This window comes from Pseudanabaena sp. lw0831 (assembly GCF_016584665.1).
Taxonomy (GTDB): domain Bacteria; phylum Cyanobacteriota; class Cyanobacteriia; order Pseudanabaenales; family Pseudanabaenaceae; genus Pseudanabaena.
Genome location: NZ_BBJB01000057.1, coordinates 138,047 through 156,867 on the forward strand (window position 1 = coordinate 138,047; position 18,821 = coordinate 156,867).

Sequence of the window (18,821 nt, forward strand, 5' to 3'; positions counted from 1 at the left end):
GGTTGCTTTAGATCCCCCTCAATCCCCCTTGTAAAGGGGGGAATTAAATTCTTCCCCCTTTACAAGGGGGATTGAGGGGGATCTCTTCGATTTTCTAATTGGTAAAGCGGGGATTGAGCGACTGCGTGAAAATTGGACAGGCGATCGCATCATAATCAGCACAATCGAGTTGAACATTTTCAGGTTCTAAATTGTTCGCCTTGTTCCTGTTTTTAAGCTTGCTCTCATCCTGCTCTCCATAGAGAATGTCGATCTCGCGAGAGAATCTTGCAATTACCGCAGCCCGATTGATTTGCTGATCTGACCTCAGTAAGCCATTTTCTAAAGTCAATTCCGCATCGATCAGCAGAAAGCGCTTGACATTCGCCCAATAAGGTAAGTGGCAGTTGATTGCATCGATTTCAGCGCGATAGAGTGCCAAGATACAGGGATGACGGAACAGTTCGTCATTACTTAAGGTGACACTCAATTCAGGGAAACCCAAAGCTCGCACGCGATCGCGTAAAGCACTAAGATTGACAAAGATCAATGCTGAGCAGAACTTGCGATCGGAACCGACGATCGTGGCTTGCTTGATCAGAACTGACTTGTTTAGCTGTTCTTCCAAGGGTTGCGGGGCAATATATTTCCCTGTGGAGAGCTTAAACAGAGATTTCTTCATGCCCGTGATTTTGAGCAAACCATTGTCAGTAAATGCCCCCAAATCGCCTGTATGCAGCCATCCTTGCGGATCGATCGCTGCCTCGGTAGCTGCTGCATTTTTGTAATAGTCGGGGGTAACGTACAGTCCACGGACAAGAATTTCGCCATCGGCAGCGATCGCAATTTCCACTCCTGGAATCGGACTGCCCACCGTGCCAGCCCGATTATTGTCCACCCGATTGAAACAGACGACACCACCCGTCTGCGTTAGACCATAACCCTGCAAGACTGGTATCCCTGCGGCATTAAACGCTTTGGCGATTTCGGGACTTAGCGCCGCTCCACCACTGAGCAGATATTTCAAGCGATCGCCAAATAGCGATCGCCACTGCGTATATACCAATCCATCGGCAATTTGCATCGCCAGTTTGTTGTGCAAAGCTGCCAGTCCGCGAGGCTGTTGTCCTAGCTCATATTGTTGCGCTAGGCGCAACCCACAGACCGCAATCTGCTGCTCCCACCACGATGATGATTTCTGGCTGCGCTCCACAATTTTGCTATAGAACTTCTCTAAAAGCAGAGGTATGGAAGCGAGAATTGTCGGTTGGACTTCCTTTAAATGTCTGAGTACGCGGTTGGGATGGGAGAGGTAAATGCTGTGACCGTAGTACAGATGACCATAGAACAGACAACGCGCAAACACATGGGTCAGCGGCAAAAAGGATAGCCCCACCTCGCGATCACCCCATTCCATATCCTTTAAACTCGCAAAAGCGGCTAAAGCGTTCCCAGAAAGATTTTCATGGGTCAGCATCACTCCCACCAGTTTGCCATTCTCTGCGGGAATGTAGATGATCGTCGCCAGATCCCTAGAGTTCAAACGCGATCGCAAGATTTGGAGATTATGCGCGGTCGCCCGACTCTGACCTTGGGCTTGCAATTCACTTAGTGAAAATACTTGTAAACATTGAGGTAGGGCAATATCGCGAGATTCTGGAGCAAATTCTGGACGATTTCCATGTAGGAACGTATGCAGATCTAGACAAGCTTGGGCAGGAATATTTTGCGTAAATTCCAAGCTATCGTTCTGTATATCCTCTGCCGATTCTGGAGCTAGCGATCGCGTTGGCTGCCAATCATCAGGAACTTCCGCAATCACAATTTGCTGCAAATTCGGAGCTTTACCCAAATATGGTGCGATTTGCTTCAGTAAATCCAAATTGGCGATCACCAAAGCCTTGGCTTCACTATGAGATAGCGCCCAGAAAATATTTTCTAAAGTCTGCGTCAAGTCAATCGGTACATCCACTAAGCCTGCTAATAGACAACCCATATCTGCGATCGCAAAATTGAGATCGTTATGCAGCAGTAAAGCCACGCGATCGCCTTTAGCTAAACCCAAACCGAGCAATCCCATCGCCAAAGTTTCCGTTGCCGATTTGAATGCTTGATTGGAATGCGATCGCCAACCAAGATCTGTCCATTGATTAAGAGCTTTGGCATTGGGATTACGTTGACAAGCTTCTTCTAACAGCGAAGGTAACGTTCGTCCTAAAGGAACTAAAGCCGCATTTTGTAATGTGTTCGCTAAGAAAAACTGGCAGGTTTGCGTTCCTGCTAAATCGTGAGCTAGATGGCGATCGAGCCAGATTTCTAAATCAGTAAATACTTTGCGAGCATGGACATCTACGTAGAGATCGTGATAGCTATCAGGGTATTCTCGATGTTCTTTATCAGGAAAGATCACCCGTTGGAAAAAAGCACGACTGGCTTCGGGAAGCGTGACGCGATCGGAATTGCCATGCATCACTAACAATGGGATTTTAATCTCCGATGCATGGCTGTAAATCCAGTCTACGGTTGAGGAGAATTCTGTCGCCAGACGTGCAGTTCCATATTCATGTCTCAATGGATCTTGCTCGTAAGCAAGTTGTTCGGCTGGAGTTCGGGCATTACCTTCATGGGGAATCCCCAATTTCAAACTGAACCTTGGTAATACGTTAGAAAATAATTTCCCCAAAGATAACTTGAAATTCGAGATATTTACCTTATTCAAAGCAGGCGCAGTCACGATCGCACCCTGAATATTTTCAGGATAGTGCAAGATATAGTCAAGGGCGATCGTCCCGCCTAGGCTATGTCCCCAAAGGATATAAGAACAGCAAACCCGTTGCGATCGAATCTGTTGCAATAGAAGATGTAAATCTTCGCGAAATTCTTGCCAACGATTGATGTAGCCGCGTTGTCCCTCAGAACGTCCATGTCCTCGTAAATCTAGGGCATAGACCTCATAGCCTTGGGGAACCAAATAGTCCACCACATTCTGAAATACGCCACTATGTGTACCCAAGCCATGAATGAGAACAACGATCGCATGGCTAATTCCCTCTGGTTGCCAGCTTTGATAGTAGAGATGGCATCCTTCATACCCCAATAACGTTCCTTCTATATGTTTCACTGTCGCTACCTCCCCTAAGATGGGATCTGAAGTTGCTTGTGATATACTTATGCCCTGCACTCAAGTGCGGGCTGAAAGCTCAAACCCGTTGAAACGGGTTAATTAGAAGATTTCTTTAGTCTGCTTCAGCAGACTTTAGCTTTTAGCCCGCACTTGAGTGCAGGGCTATAGGAACTATAGGAACTTGTTAATTCTGGATTTCTATAGAATTTGACTCAGTATCGAAGGGCAGAGAAGTTGATGATTTGATTTGGTTCAGTACGATATTTGTGCGTACCTTCTCAACGCCTGGCATTGGCGTGATCTGCTCATTGAGAAATCGTTCTAGCTGTTGGTGATCTGATGCGACCACCTTCAATAAATAGTCAAATTCTCCAGTCAGATGGTGGCATTCCAATACTTCAGTTAACCCCTTCATCCGTTCGCAGAACTGACCGACACATTCTGGTTGATTATGGGTGAGGGTAACTTGGGTAAAACAGAGCAGATCGAGTCCCAATGCCTCACGATTTACTAGTGTTACGTATCCATCGATGCAACCACTTTCTTCTAGTTTTTTAAGCCGTTTTTGCAACCCAGGTGGGGTGAGATTTAGCTGACGAGCCAATTCTACATTACTCGTTCGACTGTTTTCTTGTAAGAGTTGCAACAGTAATTTATCGCGATCGTCTAACTGCTGAAACTGTTCTGGTTGCTTATCTGTAGGGTTGCGTTTAAGAGATTTTTTCTTTTGCAATTGACCCCTCCAAATACAGGTTTATAAATTGATATTTCCTTACTTTTTATCCTAGCCGAATTCTCCAGTTAAATCAAGACCGCCAGTTGTTATTTAATACTTTATTCATTATTTTGGTTTATTTTATAAACCAAAATAATGAATAAAGTATTAAAAAATGTAGATTTTTGCTGCAAAGTTATAAATATAGAGCCCCCCCGAAACCGTCATATAGCTGTAGCCAGTTAGGACAAAACAAAACCCAAAAAGAGAGTTGCGGCGCTTCGTGCCGCAACTCTCTTTTTGAGTTTATATCTTAACTACTCCCTTCCTACCGAGAGAATAGACGTTGTAAAGTGAAGAATTAGTGGTGCGCGGCGAAGCCGCGCACCACTAATTCTTCACTGGGAAGGGAGTAAATTGACTAAAGTTATAGAGCTTACTAAGATTGGCATACACTACTTCCAAGCCCAGTCAAGTGTATTTCTTTGTATCTAATCCCTAAGATTCTTGAGTGTTGTTGTAAGATTAGAGTATGACTTTTGATGATTGTAGAAGCCTAATCTTTTGCTGGTAGATGGCTCTATAAAGTAGAGGGGCTTTATCAATCTGTTGTTTGTACAGTCTTTACAACCCTTGTGAGCCATTGCAATTAAAAGTTGATGTCTTTTAAGGAATAATGGAAGAAAGAATTATGAAATCTGCTGCTTCACATTCCGATGAGAGTTACCAAAAAGCTAATCAGTATCTAGATCGATTAAACCATGCTCCCTATTTAACTATCTTTGCATGGATATTAGGGATGCTTTGTCTATTCACTTTCATCATTTTGATTGGAGTTTTTTAATAGATTTGCTACCTGCAAGCAGCAAGTTGCTGCTTGCAGGTATTAGGGTGGGCAATGCCCACCCTAATACTTCTTCTCTTTGGCATTCTAGGAGACTACTCCCTTTTGATAAAGTTCAGTCAATTCACGCAAAAAATTCAAACTCTGCTTGCCAGTCATCGAGATTGGTGAAAATATATCTGAACTTGAGTATTTCAAGATAATGTCGCGCACTTCGGCATGATTACCAAGTTGAACAACCTTCATCGACCATAGAGCAAAATCGCGATGCTCAATTTCCGAGAAATCTATCAGCTCAGCATTAACATGACGCTTATCTAGCAGAATGCGATTATAGGTTTGGCTAATCACCCGCCGACTGCCCTCTAGTACCTGCAAAAACATCGAATCACCAAAACTCAACATTCCCGTAATTCCTACTTTTTTGTTGTTACGTTCGGACTTCTCCAAAATTTCAACCAAGTCGGGATATTCTAGTCCTGCGATCGCCTGACTAACGTAGATTAAACGATAGAGAGCCATAGATTTATTCATTGCCAAGTAATGTATATAAGACTACCAAAAATCGCCAATGATTTGTCGCACACAATTAACACAAAAGAGAGTAGCAGCGCAAAGCGCTGCTACTCTCTTTTGGCTCTAGCTACTAAGCTCTACTTTTTGAGCCATACAGAAACTGAGCCACCATTGCAACAAAACTCTGCCCAGCCTTCGTCATTGGTGGTCACAGGCTCAGCAACATGCTCAGTGATATCGATGTAGGTACTATTAGGATGACCGACATTCATCCATTTCCGTCCATCTTCGCCGTTACTAAGTACTACCGCCATACCACCAGAATGATCTTCATCGCCCAATCTTGTCCAACCAATCGTATTGGGATGGTCGAAATAGTCTAACTGATCGCCATAGCAATAGGTTTGCCGAGCAAAAAGGAACTTATCAAGTAACCATTGGTGGCTCTCCATCCAAATTTCATACTCATTGCCATCTTTACCCCAATCCTTGTAATGTGCGCCGTAGTAATCACCATAAAAAATACAAGGATATCCTTCTTGCCTTAGCAAAATCAGTGCGTAGGCAAGGGGCTTAAACCAAGCCTCGACGATTGATTCTAGGGACTGCAATGGCTGAGAGTCATGGTTTTCTACCAAGGTAACCGCGAGGGTCGGCTGATCTTTGACTAAGGTATTTTCAAAAATTTGGCTGAGGTCATAATCTTGACCCGCTTGACTGGCGAGATGGAAATTAAAGTGCAAAGGTGCATCAAATAGATCGACCTTACCATCGGTAATAGCGATGAAATTATTTAAAGCTTCTACTTCGTAAGACCAATATTCCCCCACTGCAAATAGATCCCGTTTGGCGTGATGACGCACATGCTCTAACCATTCTGGAAAGAATCTTGCTGACACATGCTTAACCGCATCAAATCGGAATCCATCGACATGGGTTGTGTCATACACCCATTCCCCCCAATATTTGAGTTCCCCTTGGACTTCCGAGTTTTGCATGTCAAGGTCGCAACCCATTAAGTAATCAAAGTTCCCTTTTTCGAGATCAACGTCCTTATCAAAGGATTTACCCTTAAGCAAATAGATAGCGTCTTCACCTTCGTTATAAACGTTGTAATCGATCGCATCAAAATGCCACCAATGCCATTCCATCGTCGAATACTTGCCCTTGCGACCCTCAAAAGTAAAGTGAGTCCAAGCTTTGATGTGTTGATACTCGCCGATCGCCTGATTCCGATTTTCCATGCTAAATGGAGTCGCTTCCATTTCTTCTTCGCGATCGGCCCCTAGTTTGTGATTAAACACTACATCGGCATAAACATTAATTCCTACTTTCTGTGCGGCTTTAATGGCGCGAATATATTCGTCTTTAGTCCCATATTTGGTTCTGATTGAGCCTTTTTGGTCAAACTCGCCAAGATCAAATAAGTCATAAATGCCATACCCCACATCCATACCTCCAGCCGTACCTTTGTAAGCAGGTGGTAACCAAAGGGATGTAATACCTATTTTTGCTAATTCATCAGCTTTTTCAGCCACCTGATTCCACAGACTACCATCGTCGGGCATGTACCAGTGGAAATACTGCATCATCACGCCATTTTGTTTCGCCATAGCTAACATTCTCTATATCAAGGTTAAAAAACAAAACTAGGAATAAAGAAATTATTGCTTAATTACGAGGCTGATTGAGTAATAAATATTTTGGAAAGGCTGGTGATCTCTATCATATTGGTTAAATCCTCTTTGTTAAATTTTATGTCGTATTTAATCAAGTTACTCATTTCACTCAATAAATCAATCACGCGGCTGCAAAAGTGAATTTGTGAATTAAAAACAAAGGACATTAATTATGAGTTTACCAGAAAGAGCTAAAGCGGCTGCCAAAAATATTGAAGGCAAAATTGAAGAAGTTGTGGGCAATATCACTCATGACTCTTCAAAGCAGTCTGAAGGTCAGGCAAAGCAGGTTGAAGCAAATGTTCGCAATGCAGCTGAAGATGTCAAAGATGCAGCTAAAGATGTTGCTGACATTGTTAAAGAAAAAGCTAAAAATGTAGCTGAATCTGTAAAGAATAAAGCGAAAGATGTCAAAAATGCTATTGATTAAATCTAATTAACTAAAAAATTACGATCCAAGATTTTTTGTATTTTTAATCATCAAAAAATCGTCTTTATTCCTGTATCTAACAAGATAAGGCATTCCTTAGGGACTACTTATTTAACTAGATAAATTAAATCCCAAACAATACATTTTTTAGAGAGTAATTGGAGAACTGAAATGATTTCGCAAATTTATCGATCATTATTAAAGATTGGATTAATTTCAATCCTCTCATTTACCTTAGTCTTTGGGCTTGCTGTTAAGAATAGTTCGGCGGAACAATCATTCACGCAGCTAGTTAATTATCCTCATACAGCGATCGCCACAATGGGGAAAGTTAAAGCAACTGCCAAAGATCTTGAAGGTAAAACTCAAGAAGCGATCGGCAATGTTATGGGTGATACCCAAAATCAAATTGCTGGTAAGGCGAAACAAGTTGAAGCCGATGTTCGTAATGCGGCTGAAGATATTCGAGGCAAGGTGAAGTTACCAGAAAGGGTCAAGGCTGCTACCAAAAATATCGAAGGTAAAACTCAAGAGGCGATCGGTAACGTCACAGGCGATAGCCGAGACCAAGTCACTGGCAAGGCAAAACAAATGGAATCGAAGACTCGCAATTTAATGGAAGATGCCAAAGGTAAACTTAAAGACATGTTGAAATAACTGATGTTACGTGGAAGTTTCTACAGCCCTCACCCCTAGCCCCTCTCCCGCAGGAGAGGGGAACAAGAAATAATATGGGTTTTACTCCCCTTCTCCTGCGGGAGAAGGGGTTGGGGGATGAGGGTTCCACGTAACATCAGTGAAATAAGTTGAAAACTGCAATGACTAATAAAAAGGATGGAATTGTATGAATTTTCTTTGGTTTATTTTGATCGGTCTAGCTGCTGGCTGGCTAGCAGGACAACTGATGAGAGGTGGTGGATTTGGGTTGGTGGGAGATATCGTTGTCGGTGTCATTGGCGCATTGCTCGGTGGTTTCTTATTTAGCACCTTTGGTCTATCTACTGGCGGCGGACTACTCGGTAGTTTGATTGTTGCCACGATTGGCGCTGTTGTCCTCCTGTTTGGGCTACGCCTGATTAAGTCAGCGTAGTTATTACTCGCGATACGTCGCAACGCCTAGCTTAAACAATTACTAAGAGTTTTATTAAAAATCATGCCTGACGAAAGAGATCAAGAAATCACAAGTAGGAAAGTTACATCTAACTCAAATACTCCATTGAACAGATACAACGTTTCTGAAGAACGCACGACTAAAGTCAAAGATGATAGCAGTTCTAACGCTGTGATTGTTATCGTCTTGCTTTTCTTAGCTGTAGGCGCAGGAGCAGTTGCATATTATCTAAACAACCGCCCAGTAACACCGATCTTAGTCCCGAGTGCAGTGGACACTGTGAGAGAAAACAAATCAACAGTAATCGAACGGAATAACACAACTATTAAAGAAGTAAGTCCTGCAACTTCGCAACCAACCCCAAAAGTTGACATCACTGTTCAGCCTCAGCCTGTAGCACCAGCCGAAACTCCAAAGGCTGCCACTCCCGCTGCAACACCAAGACCAACCACAGGTTCTCCAAACAATTAGTCAATTACTTGCGATACGTCGCAATGCCCAGCTTAAACAATTACTAAGAGTTATATTAAAAATCATGCCTAATGAAAGAGATCAAGAAATCACAAGTAGAAAAGTTACATCTGACTCAAATACTCCTGTGAACGGATACAGAGTTACTGAAGAACACAAGACTAGAGTCAACAACGATGGCAGTTCTACTGCCGTAATTGTCAGTGTCATACTTCTCTTAGCGATAGGTGGAGGAGCGATCGCATACTTCCTAAACAACCGCCCAGTAGCAACACCGATCTTAGTACCGAGTGCAGTTGATACTGTGAAAGAAAACAAATCAACAATAATCGAACGGAATAACACAACTATTAAAGAAGTAAGTCCTGCAACTTCGCAACCAACTCCCAAGGTTGAGATCACTGTACAGCCTCAGCCTGTAGCACCAGCACCAGCACCAGCACCAGCAGTAACCGTAACAGCCCAACCGACAGCAACACCAGCTGCACCTCCAAAGGCTGTGACTCCTTCTGCAACACCAATGCCAACCACAGGTTCTCCTAACAATTAGTCAATCCCAATAAAAAAGAGGCAGTGCAAAGCACTGCTTCTTTTTTATTGCGGATTAGTTTGACTGGGAATCATGACGATCGCCCAATAGGGAACTTCATCGGCAACAACTGAGGAGATCGCTTTAATCGTTTGATTGGGCATTGTGGCGCGTTCAATATATAGGGCGCGAGAAAATAATCCTAATTCTTCTAAAACTGACTTAACTTTAGCGAAATGTCTACCTAATTTGATGATGATCGCCGCATCGGCAACTGCTAGGCGATCGCGTAAAATACTAGCTTCTAAAGTTGCAGGCATGATACTCAGTACATCATTGCGATATGTAAGGGGAGCGCCCAACATTGCGGCACTGGCAAAAGTAGAAGATATTCCTGGAATGACTTCTGTATGAAACCTGTCAGATAGACGATTGAAAATATACATAAACGAGCCGTAGAGCATCGGATCGCCTTCGCATAATACCGCCACATCCCGCCCTGCTTCTAAATGTTTGGCGATCTTTTCGGCAGCAATGTCGTAATAGGGCTGTGAAGAGCGATCGACACTAAATGGAAGTGGCATTGGTACTTCAATCTGCTCAGGGCGAATAAAATCAGCAACGATCGCCCTAGCCAAAACTTTGCCGCTTTCCATAGTCGGATAGGCGATCACAGGAACTGAAGTCAAAATGCGATGCGCTTTAATAGTCAATAACTCTGGATCGCCTGGCCCAATTCCCAAGCCATACAAGTTTCCTTTTTTTGCAATCACTTCTTCAACTGGGTTCATACTAACAATCCTAAATCATGTGTGTGAGAATCTTTTCCTTGCCTAGCTAAACCAGTAAGGGCAATTCATGAATTACCCTTACTGACAAATCAAGTACATTGCTATAGCTCATTCTCCATCGCTAATGCATTCAAGGCTGCGGCTGCCATCGCACTCCCCCCACGCCGACCATGAATAGTCAAAAAGGGAACGCCACGACTGTTTGCTGCCAAAGCCGCCTTTGATTCGATCGCACCGACAAAACCAACGGGGAATCCTAGTATAACGGCTGGTTTGGGCAAACCTTGATCTAGCATTTCTAATAATCGAAATAGTGCCGTTGGTGCATTACCGATCGCTACGATCGATCCCTCAATATGCGATCTCCATAGTTCCATTGCGGCGGCTGAACGTGTATTGCCAATTGTTTTAGCAATTTCTGGCACTTCAGGCTCATTTAAGGTGCAAATTACAGGATTATTGGCTGGTAGGCGCTTGCGGGTGACTCCATTAGCAACCATTTGCGCGTCACAGAGAATATTTGCGCCATTTTTCAGCGCTGCCCTCCCAATTTTCACCACATCTTCAGAATAGCCAAGATCTCCAACAATATCTGTCATCCCACAGGCATGAATTAAACGCACAGCAACTACTTCTAAGTCCTGTGGCAAAATTGATAAATCAGCCTCAGCGCGAATTGTGGCAAAGGACTTTTGATAAATTTCATTGCCATCACGGATATAGTCAAGCATGTAACAGGTCAGATTAGATCTCAAGCTATTCTAAAGCGTAAAGCCCCTTAATACCAATTCTCAAAGTGGAAACGTAGCAATTCTCATTATACAAATCGGTTTTTTGAAAGCACGCCTTAGGCGTGCTTTCAAAAAACCGATTCTGGTGTTTCCAGCGCCAAAGGCGCTGGAAACACCAAAATCAGTTTCATAATGAGAATTGCTGATGGCAACGCCACTTTGAGAATTAGTATAAGCAGTTAGGCAAAAGAAATCTTAAAACCAAAAAAGACAAATCGCCCGCTTAGCGGGCGATTTGTCTTTTTTAATTAGGGACTTAGTAAGTAATTTGCAAAGTCACTAAAGCCTCGACTTTCTGCTCGCCAGCCAAAATTGGCACGGAGCTAGCAGCTTTGGCAAATGTGTCCATGCGTGGCTGTGGAACTGGATAAGCGATCGCTGAATCACTAATATTAATGGTCTTTATGGTTTTGGGCGTAAAACCTAAGGCGCTCAAAACCGTATTAGATTGAGTTTGAGCATCTTTAATCGCATCTTGGAGCGCGAATTGCTTAGCGGCATTTAACTCGGCATCGGTGGCGACAAAGCTAATTTGCTCAATTAGATTTGCACCTGAGTTAACAGCCGCATCAAGGACTGAACCAGCTTGATCGATCGCGACTACAAAACTCACACTAGTCTGTCCCGTGAAACCTTCTTGGCGTTGGCGATTATTTTCATAGACATACTTGGGATTGAGCTGAATGCTGGTGGTTTGTAATTTCTCAACATTTAGTTGCTGCAAGCGCGCGACAATGCTATTAGCTTGACGCGCAACTTCTTCTTGGACGGCGATCGCAGTTTTTCCTTCCACATTTACACCAAGCTGAATTCTCGCTTTAGTGGTTTTGACAGAGCGTTCACCACGTCCTGTGACCGTGAGAACCCGCTCATTTTTGATTTCGGAATACTTTGCAGAAGATTCTTTCGCCTTTGCGGCAGGTGCGATCGTTGCGATCGCGGGAACACAAAAAGCAAGACTGAGAACAAATGTAGTTAAGTGACGCATATAATCCTTACGAACCTTTGCTTTTACGATATTGTTATTTTTGCTGTTCTTAAAATATCACCTAGATAAAATAGGATTTAGAGTGGTTACATTTTCAGCAACGACAAAGATCTAGGTTCCCAAATCTTAAGAGTGAAGGTATTGCTTAGCGACATTTTTGATCGAAAATTACTGTAAAGCAAGATTTGCGGTTTCAGCAATTCTCATTATGAAACCAATTTTGATAAGGAGAATTACTGTTGCGGTTTGGATTATGTTGCAAAGAAATGGATTATATGCTTAATTTAACTTGAATCCTTATGTAGTTCGCGTTGAACTTTCAACTTAAATCATGCAGTTTTGGCGATCGTCTTTGCGAATTTTCCTTGGTATGTTGGCTGGTCTTGCCATAGTGTTGGCGCTCCATGCATGTCAAACTGGTTTGATCTCTACATCAACCCCTACCTCTCCCACCCCGTCAGTAACTGCAAATCCAAAAGCTGTTGAGTCTGCCCCAAAAGAGACTCCACTTCCTCCAGCAACAAAGGCGATCGTTGACAGCGCTGGTCCAAATGGACTTTATAATCCACCAAGGGGTGATGTACGACTGGTAGTAATCAGCGATCTTAACAGCGCCTATGGTTCAACTGATTACGATCCAGAAGTCGATAAGGGTGTTGCCCTACTTCCCTTTTGGCAGCCAGATATGGTGGTATGTAGTGGCGACATGGTAGCTGGACAATATCCTTCCCTGACTGAAGAGCAGATGAAAGCGATGTGGGGAGCCTTTGACGACCATGTGGCATCTCCATTGCGTAAGGCAAAACTGCCCTACGGATTTACGATGGGAAATCACGATGCATCTAGCGCTAGAAGTATATCGGGTGGTTTTTTGTTTGACAAAGAAAGGAAGGTCGCTTCTAAATATTGGAACGATCCAGCGCACAATCCCGGAGTGGAATTTGTCGATCGCAATGAGTTTCCTTTCTACTATAGTTTCAAACACAAAGACATTTTCTTTCTGGTTTGGGATGGTTCGTCCGATATGATTCCCAAAGACAAACTGGATTGGGTGGAGAAGGCGTTGCAAAGCCCTGAAGCTAAATCTGCAAAAATCAAGATTTTATTGGGACACTTACCTCTTTATGCGATTACGGTTGGGCGCAATGATCCTGGTGAAGTCATGGCAAATACCGAACAGTTACGGGCGATGCTAGAGCGAAATCAGGTGCATACCTATATCAGCGGACACCATCACGGATACTATCCCGCTCATAAAGGCAAGCTCCAGCTTTTACATATGGGAATTCTCGGTGCGGGACCTCGTCCTTATATTGACAGTCGTCTGCCACCACGAAAATCTCTAACTGTAATGGATATCAACTTTGCATCTCCTGAACTTACAACCTATACTACCTATGACATGCGAACCATGCAACTGATTAAGTTTGAGGAGCTTCCCCGCTTTATCTCTGGTCATAATGGCATGGTATTGCGTCGTGATGTCAAAATGGAAGATCTGAGTGCATCAGAACGTTCTAGCTGTGAAAGTCGCTTAAGCGCCGATCTATGTCGTGCCTAAAGTCTCTATCCCAAATTATTTGACCCGCAATAGAGCTTCTCTTTGGTCGAACTTGGTATTTCATTGGGTTACTCTAGGAATGGCGATCGCGATTGTCGTCATTGTTGCCGCGATCGCTGTCGAACTGGCGATCGCGGCTATTCCTGCGATTCAAAAATTTGGGTTAGGGTTTCTCTTCACGACAGAATGGAATCCAGTCCGCAACATTTATGGAATTTTGCCTCAGATCTATGGAACTCTAGTCAGTTCTATAGTCGCCCTAGCACTAGCAATTCCTATGGGAGTTGGCATTGCGATTTTCTTGAATGAAAATTTTGTACCTAAAAGCATTCGCGTACCAATTTCTTTTGCGATCGAGTTACTTGCAGCTATTCCTAGTGTTGTCTATGGTCTTTGGGGGATTTTTACGCTGACCCCGATAATGAAGCCCGTGCTTCTTTGGCTGCATCAAAACTTGGGATGGATCCCTTTTTTTAGCACAGTTCCATCTAATCGCTCGCTATTGCCAACAATCTTGGTGCTGACGCTGATGATTTTGCCCATTGTGGTTGCGCTATCTCGCGATGCGCTAGCCTCAGTCCCATTAGAGTTGCGTTTGGGAGCAGCTGCCCTTGGAGCAAATCGTTGGGAGTTTATTTTAGGAATTATGATTCCTGCGGGTTTGTCTGGAATCGTCGGTGCGGCAGTGCTTGCACTTGGTAGGGCGATCGGCGAAACGATGGCAGCTGTGATGCTGATTGGTAATGCTAATCAAATTCAATGGTCGTGGCTGGCTCCTAGCTCTACGATCGCCGCCTTAATTGCCAATCAATTTTCAGAAGCGCGTGGAATTCAGGTGTCGGCATTGCTTTATGCTGCACTAGTGCTAATGGTGTTGACGCTGTTCGTCAATGTTGTGGCTAACTGGTTTATAAGTTCATTCCATCTAATTCAGGATTTAGCTAAGCAATACGGTAATTTAACATTTTTGCAGATCATAGGAAGTTATTGTGTTAAAACAGTTCGCGATCGCATTCCATCCAATCGACAATTAGGACTGTGGCAGCCAAATCCGCTGCGGCGCAAAATTGGAACTTGGCTGTTGACATTCGGGATAATTTTGGGAACATCGATTGCTGTTTTGGCAATTGGATCGATTTTTGCGAGTCTGATATGGCAAGGAGTATCGCGTTTTGATGTCGCGGCATTTACAGAATTCCCGCCGCCGCCGTTAGACTTAGGTGGAGGTTTCCGCAATGCGATTGAGGGAACCTTATTAATGGTGGGAATAGGTGCGGGATTAAGCGCACCATTAGGAATTGGGACGGCGATCTATTTGGTTGAATTTGGGCGAGGTAATGCTCTATCGCAATGGGTTAGGTTTTTTAATGGAATTTTGAGTGGAGTGCCATCAATTCTCTGCGGTCTTTTTGTATACGCCTTAGTTGTTCTCACTACAGGAACTTTTTCGGCGATCGCAGGGGGAGTAGCCCTAGCGGTAGTAATGTTGCCAATTACAGTGCGGACTGCAGAAGAAGGATTAAAAGCTGTGGCTCTAGAACTGCGTGAAGGGGCATATGCTCTAGGAGCAAGTCCGCTCCAAGCTATTGTATTTATAATTTTACCAGATGCATCGCCAGCGATCGCCACTGGGGTAGTTCTATCCATCGCGCGGGCATCTGGTGAAACGGCTCCATTGCTATTTACTGCCTTGTTCAGCCAGTATGGATTCAATGGATTATGGAAGCCTGTTGCATCAATGTCCGTGCTGATCTATAACTTTGCCTTGTCGCCTTATCCTAACCATCAATCGTTGGCTTGGACGGCGGCTCTCGTAGTTGTCGCCCTAATTTTAACGCTCAGCATCACAGCGAGATTTTTAACGCGCGATCGCCTGTAGCGATGAGCCTTTTCTTTGCTGACAGATCGTAGTATTGTTATCCAAAATCTACAGTTAGGTTATTTGTGTCTTTCAGATTTGTTTCATCCCGTCGCGGATTTCTCCTAATGTCAGCCATCCCCTTAGCGATCGCGCTAAAGGCTTGTCAAGGAAAGCCTCCCGATCCTAAGGAGACTAATACTCAAGCCCCCGAATCTAAACCGTCAGCAATTGCCACCGCAATTTCTCTATATGGGGCGGGAGCAACCTTTCCTTCATTCTTGTATTTGCGCTGGTTTAAGGAATACAACACTAAAAACCCTAACGTGCAAATCAGTTACCAACCAGTAGGTAGCGCTGCAGGAATTCAGCAGTTTCTCTCGGGAACAGTAGACTTTGGTGCGAGTGAAGTTCCTCCTACTGATAAAGAAATCTCTCAAGTCAATCGCGGCGTAGTTCTTATTCCATCTGTAGCGGGTAGTGTTGCAGTTGTGTACAACATTCCTGGGGTAAAGACTGGACTAAAGCTATCACGGCAAGTTCTCCCAGCTATTTTTTTAGGCAAGATTAAAAAATGGAACGACCCCGCGATCGCCGCTCTTAATCCAAGCGTTACGCTTCCAGATCTGCCAATTACCGTAGTTCATCGCTCTGATGGAAGCGGTACGACCGCAGCATTTACAGCCCATCTCAGCGCGATTAGTCCTGAGTGGCAAAGTGCAGTAGGAACTGGGCTTAACGTTTCTTGGAAGACGGGCGTTGGTATCAAGGATAATTCGGGAATTAGCGCTCAAATACAGCAAGGAGAAGGCGTAATTGGCTATGTGGAATATGCTTTTGCCAAACAGTTGAAACTTGCCACAGCTGCGCTAGAAAATAGAATGGGACAGTTTGCTCTGCCAACGGAAGATGCAACTGCCAAGGCGATCGCCACTATCAAATTGTCTGACGATTTTCGCGGTTCTGTAGCTGACCCTGAAACAAATGATGCCTATCCAATTGTCACGTATAGTTGGGTACTAGCCTATAAGCAGTATGACGATCCCAAGCAGGCGCAAGCACTGAAAGATGTCTTGCGGTGGGGATTGACACAGGGACAAGCAATGGGTTCTGAACTTGGATATGTTCCTCTGCCAGACATGATTGTCAAAAAGGCGATCGCCGAACTAGATAAAATTGGCAACTGAAAAACATTTCTCAGATTGAGCATTCAAGGCATCGCAGTATTTTCAATTTTCTCGCTAGCCTTTTGGCTAGTTTGGTTGCTTATCCCTATCGCGAGACTAAACCTGCTTTGGATCTTCAGGTCAAAGGATTGTCTGCTCTTCCTCCTATTTGCTTGTAGTTCGTTGAATTCACGTCTGATTAGATGATTGGGCAGCAGTCTCGCCAGCCGTCACTAGACTGTTTGTTAAAGCGATCGCTCTAGAAGCACCAGCTAGAAATTGGCGGCGAGAGGTTTGGTAGTTCATAACGAAGTTTTTCTATCTATCTTTCTATAGACAATCAAGCTATAGATAATCAAGAATCGAATCAGCAACACGTTTAATCGCGCCCTTTTCGCCTAAACTTTCTCTTACTCTGGCATATCCATCCAGCATAGTTTGCCTTGCTTGAGGATTGATTAATAAATCTAATGCACATTCCGCGATCGCTTCGGGAATCGCCGCAGTTTGGACAAATTCAGGCACGACTGATTCCATATTGACTAAATTCACGGGTGAAATAAATGGTAGTTTTAGCTTCAGCACATGACGGGCGATCCAAGCCGTAACATTACTGACTCGATATAAAATTACCTGCGGCACATTGAGAAGAGCTGTCTCTAAATTCACAGTTCCTGATTTGCTCAGCACCAAGTCAGCCGCGCTAATTGCAATCTGAGACTTTGCGGAAATGATTGTGGCTTTGATGTCATATTCCTTAAGTAACTTCTCAACTTCGGGGCGATAGCGCTCTAAAGATAGCGGCAACCAAAATTTGACATGGGGTAACTTCGTTTGGATGATTTTAGCGGTTGCCAGAATAATCGGCATGACCGATCGCAATTCTTGAGTACGAGAAGCTGGAAGTAAAGTCACCACCAAATCATCATCAGCGATACCAAGTTGCTTACGTGCTTCCATGCGATCGGGAATCCTTGCCATTAGGTCTACAAATGGATGTCCGACCCATTGTACGTTTGTGCCTTGCTTCTCGTAAAAAACTGCTTCTTGCGGGAAAATTGCCAATAATTTATCCGTAAAATCAGCGATCGCCCTCGTGTTTTTGTCGTTATATGACCAAACCCATTCTTGAGGAGCGATGTAATAGATGACGGGGATCTTTAATGTGTGTTTAGCATAATGCCCCATACTTTGATTGGGCATCATGTAATCGATTAGCACTACCACATCGGGCGGAGAAGTTTTTAACCATTGTTTTGCATCTCGCTGCACCTTCAGGGTTGGCAAAATATAAGGTAGCGCTTCAACTATCCCAATTGAACCAATTCCGACCGTATTTCCTAGCACCTTGATCCCTGTCGCCGCCATGCGATCTCCACCAAGTCCGACGATTTCTAATTCGATCCCTCTTAGGGCAGCACGTTCTCGCAGCCCCTCAATCAAAATCGCCCCATGCCAATCGCCTGAAACTTCCCCTGTACTGATAAACACGCGGCGTTTTGTCTTAATTTCTGAATTAGATTCCATACTTAAGTTTTATAGGTTGTGCCATATTATTTCACGCCAAATTCAACATATCGCGTTACCTTATGGTACACTCGTAAAGGTCAAAAATTTGGACTAGAAAGAAGTGCCTAAGCTCAAAACTCGTAAATCTGCCGCCAAGCGATTCAAGGTGACGGGTAGCGGCAAGTTTGCTCGCCGCCACGCTGGTCGCAATCACCTACTAGAGCATAAGCCAACTGTTCGTAAGAGCAGATTGGGTAAAATGGCTATAGTTGATGAGACTGATAATGACAGAGTAAGTGCAATGATGCCTTACGCCTAGTGATTGCTATCGATGAGATAGACATTGCTAGAAGTGAAAATAACCGATTTTAACGATAATTAACGAACTGCCATGACGAGAGTAAAACGCGGTAACGTAGCTAGGAAGCGCCGCAACAAAGTACTGAAATTAGCCAAGGGCTTTCGCGGATCGCACTCTAAGCTGTTCCGCACTGCTAACCAGCAGGTAATGAAAGCTCTGCGTAATGCCTACCGCGATCGCCGCAAGAAGAAGCGCGATTTTCGTAGTCTCTGGATTACCCGCATTAATGCTGCGGCTCGCCAACAAGGTTTGAGCTATAGCAAATTTGCAGGGTTGTTGAAGAAATCTAATATTGAGATCAATCGTAAGATGCTTTCTCAGATTGCGATTCTTGATCCTGATGCTTTTACTGCAATTGTAGAAAAAGCAAAAGCGATCGTTTAAACCCAAAAAAGAAA

The 18,821-nt window shown here is 43.9% G+C and carries 19 protein-coding genes and 1 pseudogene; 12 read left to right on the plus strand and 8 right to left on the minus strand.

Features of this window, described 5'->3' with window-relative positions; translation table 11 throughout:
- Positions 1–94: 94 nt before the first annotated feature.
- Positions 95–3,100, minus strand: a complete 3,006-nt coding sequence (locus tag APA_RS11530; RefSeq protein WP_201322413.1) for an alpha/beta fold hydrolase — start codon at positions 3,098–3,100, stop codon at positions 95–97.
- Positions 3,101–3,287: 187 nt separating this feature from the next.
- Positions 3,288–3,836: an Lrp/AsnC family transcriptional regulator gene (locus tag APA_RS11535; RefSeq protein WP_201322414.1), complete on the minus strand. Its 549-nt coding sequence runs from the start codon at positions 3,834–3,836 to the stop codon at positions 3,288–3,290.
- 673 nt (positions 3,837–4,509) lie between these two features.
- On the opposite strand from APA_RS11535, the gene APA_RS11540 reads away from it, so the two are divergent.
- Entirely contained in the window at positions 4,510–4,662 is a 153-nt protein-coding gene (locus tag APA_RS11540) for a hypothetical protein (protein WP_201322415.1), read from the plus strand.
- Positions 4,663–4,749: 87 nt separating this feature from the next.
- Here APA_RS11540 and APA_RS11545 read toward each other — a convergent pair whose 3' ends face one another.
- Together APA_RS11545 and APA_RS11550 are read right to left on the minus strand one after the other, a co-directional pair.
- Positions 4,750–5,184: a BLUF domain-containing protein gene (locus APA_RS11545; RefSeq protein WP_201322464.1), complete on the minus strand. Its 435-nt coding sequence runs from the start codon at positions 5,182–5,184 to the stop codon at positions 4,750–4,752.
- A 131-nt stretch (positions 5,185–5,315) separates the two neighbouring features.
- Entirely contained in the window at positions 5,316–6,791 is a 1,476-nt protein-coding gene (locus APA_RS11550) for an alpha-amylase (RefSeq protein WP_201322416.1), read from the minus strand.
- Positions 6,792–7,029: 238 nt separating this feature from the next.
- Between APA_RS11550 and APA_RS11555 the strand changes: the two genes are divergently transcribed.
- The 5 genes from APA_RS11555 (at position 7,030) to APA_RS11575 (ending at position 9,419) form a co-directional block, all read left to right on the plus strand.
- Positions 7,030–7,287: a CsbD family protein gene (locus APA_RS11555; RefSeq protein ID WP_201322417.1), complete on the plus strand. Its 258-nt coding sequence runs from the start codon at positions 7,030–7,032 to the stop codon at positions 7,285–7,287.
- Between the two features lie 171 nt (positions 7,288–7,458).
- Complete coding sequence (locus APA_RS25200; protein WP_236579515.1) at positions 7,459–7,944, plus strand: CsbD family protein; 486 nt, start codon at positions 7,459–7,461, stop codon at positions 7,942–7,944.
- A gap of 187 nt (positions 7,945–8,131) precedes the next feature.
- A complete protein-coding gene (locus APA_RS11565; protein WP_201322418.1) occupies positions 8,132–8,377 on the plus strand; it encodes a GlsB/YeaQ/YmgE family stress response membrane protein in 246 nt (81 codons plus the stop codon).
- A 63-nt stretch (positions 8,378–8,440) separates the two neighbouring features.
- Positions 8,441–8,869: a hypothetical protein gene (locus APA_RS11570; RefSeq protein WP_201322419.1), complete on the plus strand. Its 429-nt coding sequence runs from the start codon at positions 8,441–8,443 to the stop codon at positions 8,867–8,869.
- A gap of 64 nt (positions 8,870–8,933) precedes the next feature.
- Positions 8,934–9,419: a hypothetical protein gene (locus APA_RS11575; protein ID WP_201322420.1), complete on the plus strand. Its 486-nt coding sequence runs from the start codon at positions 8,934–8,936 to the stop codon at positions 9,417–9,419.
- Positions 9,420–9,463: 44 nt separating this feature from the next.
- On the opposite strand, the gene cobI is transcribed toward APA_RS11575, so the two are convergent.
- The 3 genes from cobI to APA_RS11590 all read right to left on the minus strand — a co-directional run bounded on the left by cobI (position 9,464) and on the right by APA_RS11590 (position 11,968).
- The gene (cobI, locus tag APA_RS11580; RefSeq protein WP_374101355.1) at positions 9,464–10,168 is read right to left on the minus strand and encodes a precorrin-2 C(20)-methyltransferase; all 705 of its coding nucleotides are present in this window, start codon (positions 10,166–10,168) and stop codon (positions 9,464–9,466) included.
- A gap of 122 nt (positions 10,169–10,290) precedes the next feature.
- Complete coding sequence (locus APA_RS11585; protein ID WP_201322422.1) at positions 10,291–10,920, minus strand: precorrin-8X methylmutase; 630 nt, start codon at positions 10,918–10,920, stop codon at positions 10,291–10,293.
- Positions 10,921–11,236: 316 nt separating this feature from the next.
- The gene (locus APA_RS11590; protein ID WP_201322423.1) at positions 11,237–11,968 is read right to left on the minus strand and encodes an SIMPL domain-containing protein; all 732 of its coding nucleotides are present in this window, start codon (positions 11,966–11,968) and stop codon (positions 11,237–11,239) included.
- A gap of 331 nt (positions 11,969–12,299) precedes the next feature.
- On the opposite strand from APA_RS11590, the gene APA_RS11595 reads away from it, so the two are divergent.
- From APA_RS11595 to APA_RS25210, 4 genes and pseudogenes are all read left to right on the plus strand, one after another.
- Positions 12,300–13,529: a metallophosphoesterase gene (locus tag APA_RS11595; protein ID WP_201322424.1), complete on the plus strand. Its 1,230-nt coding sequence runs from the start codon at positions 12,300–12,302 to the stop codon at positions 13,527–13,529.
- The gene (gene pstA / locus APA_RS25205) at positions 13,522–15,408 is read left to right on the plus strand and encodes a phosphate ABC transporter permease PstA (RefSeq protein ID WP_236579516.1); all 1,887 of its coding nucleotides are present in this window, start codon (positions 13,522–13,524) and stop codon (positions 15,406–15,408) included. The genes APA_RS11595 and pstA overlap by 8 nt, the downstream gene beginning before the upstream one ends.
- A 107-nt stretch (positions 15,409–15,515) precedes the next feature.
- Positions 15,516–16,574: a phosphate ABC transporter substrate-binding protein PstS gene (gene pstS, locus APA_RS11605; protein ID WP_201322425.1), complete on the plus strand. Its 1,059-nt coding sequence runs from the start codon at positions 15,516–15,518 to the stop codon at positions 16,572–16,574.
- Positions 16,568–16,732 (plus strand): annotated as a pseudogene (locus APA_RS25210) (IS982 family transposase); the annotation flags it as partial. The gene pstS and the pseudogene APA_RS25210, both read left to right, overlap by 7 nt.
- Positions 16,733–16,898: 166 nt before the next feature.
- Here the strand turns inward: APA_RS25210 and lpxB are convergent.
- Positions 16,899–18,080, minus strand: coding sequence for a lipid-A-disaccharide synthase (gene lpxB, locus APA_RS11610; protein ID WP_201322426.1), 1,182 nt, complete (start codon positions 18,078–18,080; stop codon positions 16,899–16,901).
- A 103-nt stretch (positions 18,081–18,183) separates the two neighbouring features.
- Here lpxB and rpmI point away from each other — a divergent pair, with 103 nt between their 5' ends.
- A complete protein-coding gene (rpmI, locus tag APA_RS11615) occupies positions 18,184–18,381 on the plus strand; it encodes a 50S ribosomal protein L35 (protein ID WP_103670288.1) in 198 nt (65 codons plus the stop codon).
- 72 nt (positions 18,382–18,453) lie between these two features.
- Positions 18,454–18,807, plus strand: coding sequence for a 50S ribosomal protein L20 (gene rplT / locus APA_RS11620; protein WP_103670289.1), 354 nt, complete (start codon positions 18,454–18,456; stop codon positions 18,805–18,807).
- Positions 18,808–18,821 lie beyond the last annotated feature (14 nt).

Bases quoted from the DNA above. Each gene is read 5' to 3' on its own strand.
- APA_RS11540 (WP_201322415.1), top strand. From the start codon at position 4,510: ATGAAATCTGCTGCTTCACATTCCGATGAGAGTTACCAAAAAGCTAAT.
- APA_RS11545 (WP_201322464.1), bottom strand. From the start codon at position 5,184: ATGGCTCTCTATCGTTTAATCTACGTTAGTCAGGCGATCGCAGGACTA.
- APA_RS11550 (WP_201322416.1), bottom strand. From the start codon at position 6,791: ATGGCGAAACAAAATGGCGTGATGATGCAGTATTTCCACTGGTACATG.
- APA_RS11555 (WP_201322417.1), top strand. From the start codon at position 7,030: ATGAGTTTACCAGAAAGAGCTAAAGCGGCTGCCAAAAATATTGAAGGC.
- APA_RS25200 (WP_236579515.1), top strand. From the start codon at position 7,459: ATGATTTCGCAAATTTATCGATCATTATTAAAGATTGGATTAATTTCA.
- APA_RS11565 (WP_201322418.1), top strand. From the start codon at position 8,132: ATGAATTTTCTTTGGTTTATTTTGATCGGTCTAGCTGCTGGCTGGCTA.
- APA_RS11570 (WP_201322419.1), top strand. From the start codon at position 8,441: ATGCCTGACGAAAGAGATCAAGAAATCACAAGTAGGAAAGTTACATCT.
- APA_RS11575 (WP_201322420.1), top strand. From the start codon at position 8,934: ATGCCTAATGAAAGAGATCAAGAAATCACAAGTAGAAAAGTTACATCT.
- APA_RS11585 (WP_201322422.1), bottom strand. From the start codon at position 10,920: ATGCTTGACTATATCCGTGATGGCAATGAAATTTATCAAAAGTCCTTT.
- APA_RS11590 (WP_201322423.1), bottom strand. From the start codon at position 11,968: ATGCGTCACTTAACTACATTTGTTCTCAGTCTTGCTTTTTGTGTTCCC.
- APA_RS11595 (WP_201322424.1), top strand. From the start codon at position 12,300: ATGCAGTTTTGGCGATCGTCTTTGCGAATTTTCCTTGGTATGTTGGCT.
- pstS (WP_201322425.1), top strand. From the start codon at position 15,516: ATGTCAGCCATCCCCTTAGCGATCGCGCTAAAGGCTTGTCAAGGAAAG.
- lpxB (WP_201322426.1), bottom strand. From the start codon at position 18,080: ATGGAATCTAATTCAGAAATTAAGACAAAACGCCGCGTGTTTATCAGT.
- rplT (WP_103670289.1), top strand. From the start codon at position 18,454: ATGACGAGAGTAAAACGCGGTAACGTAGCTAGGAAGCGCCGCAACAAA.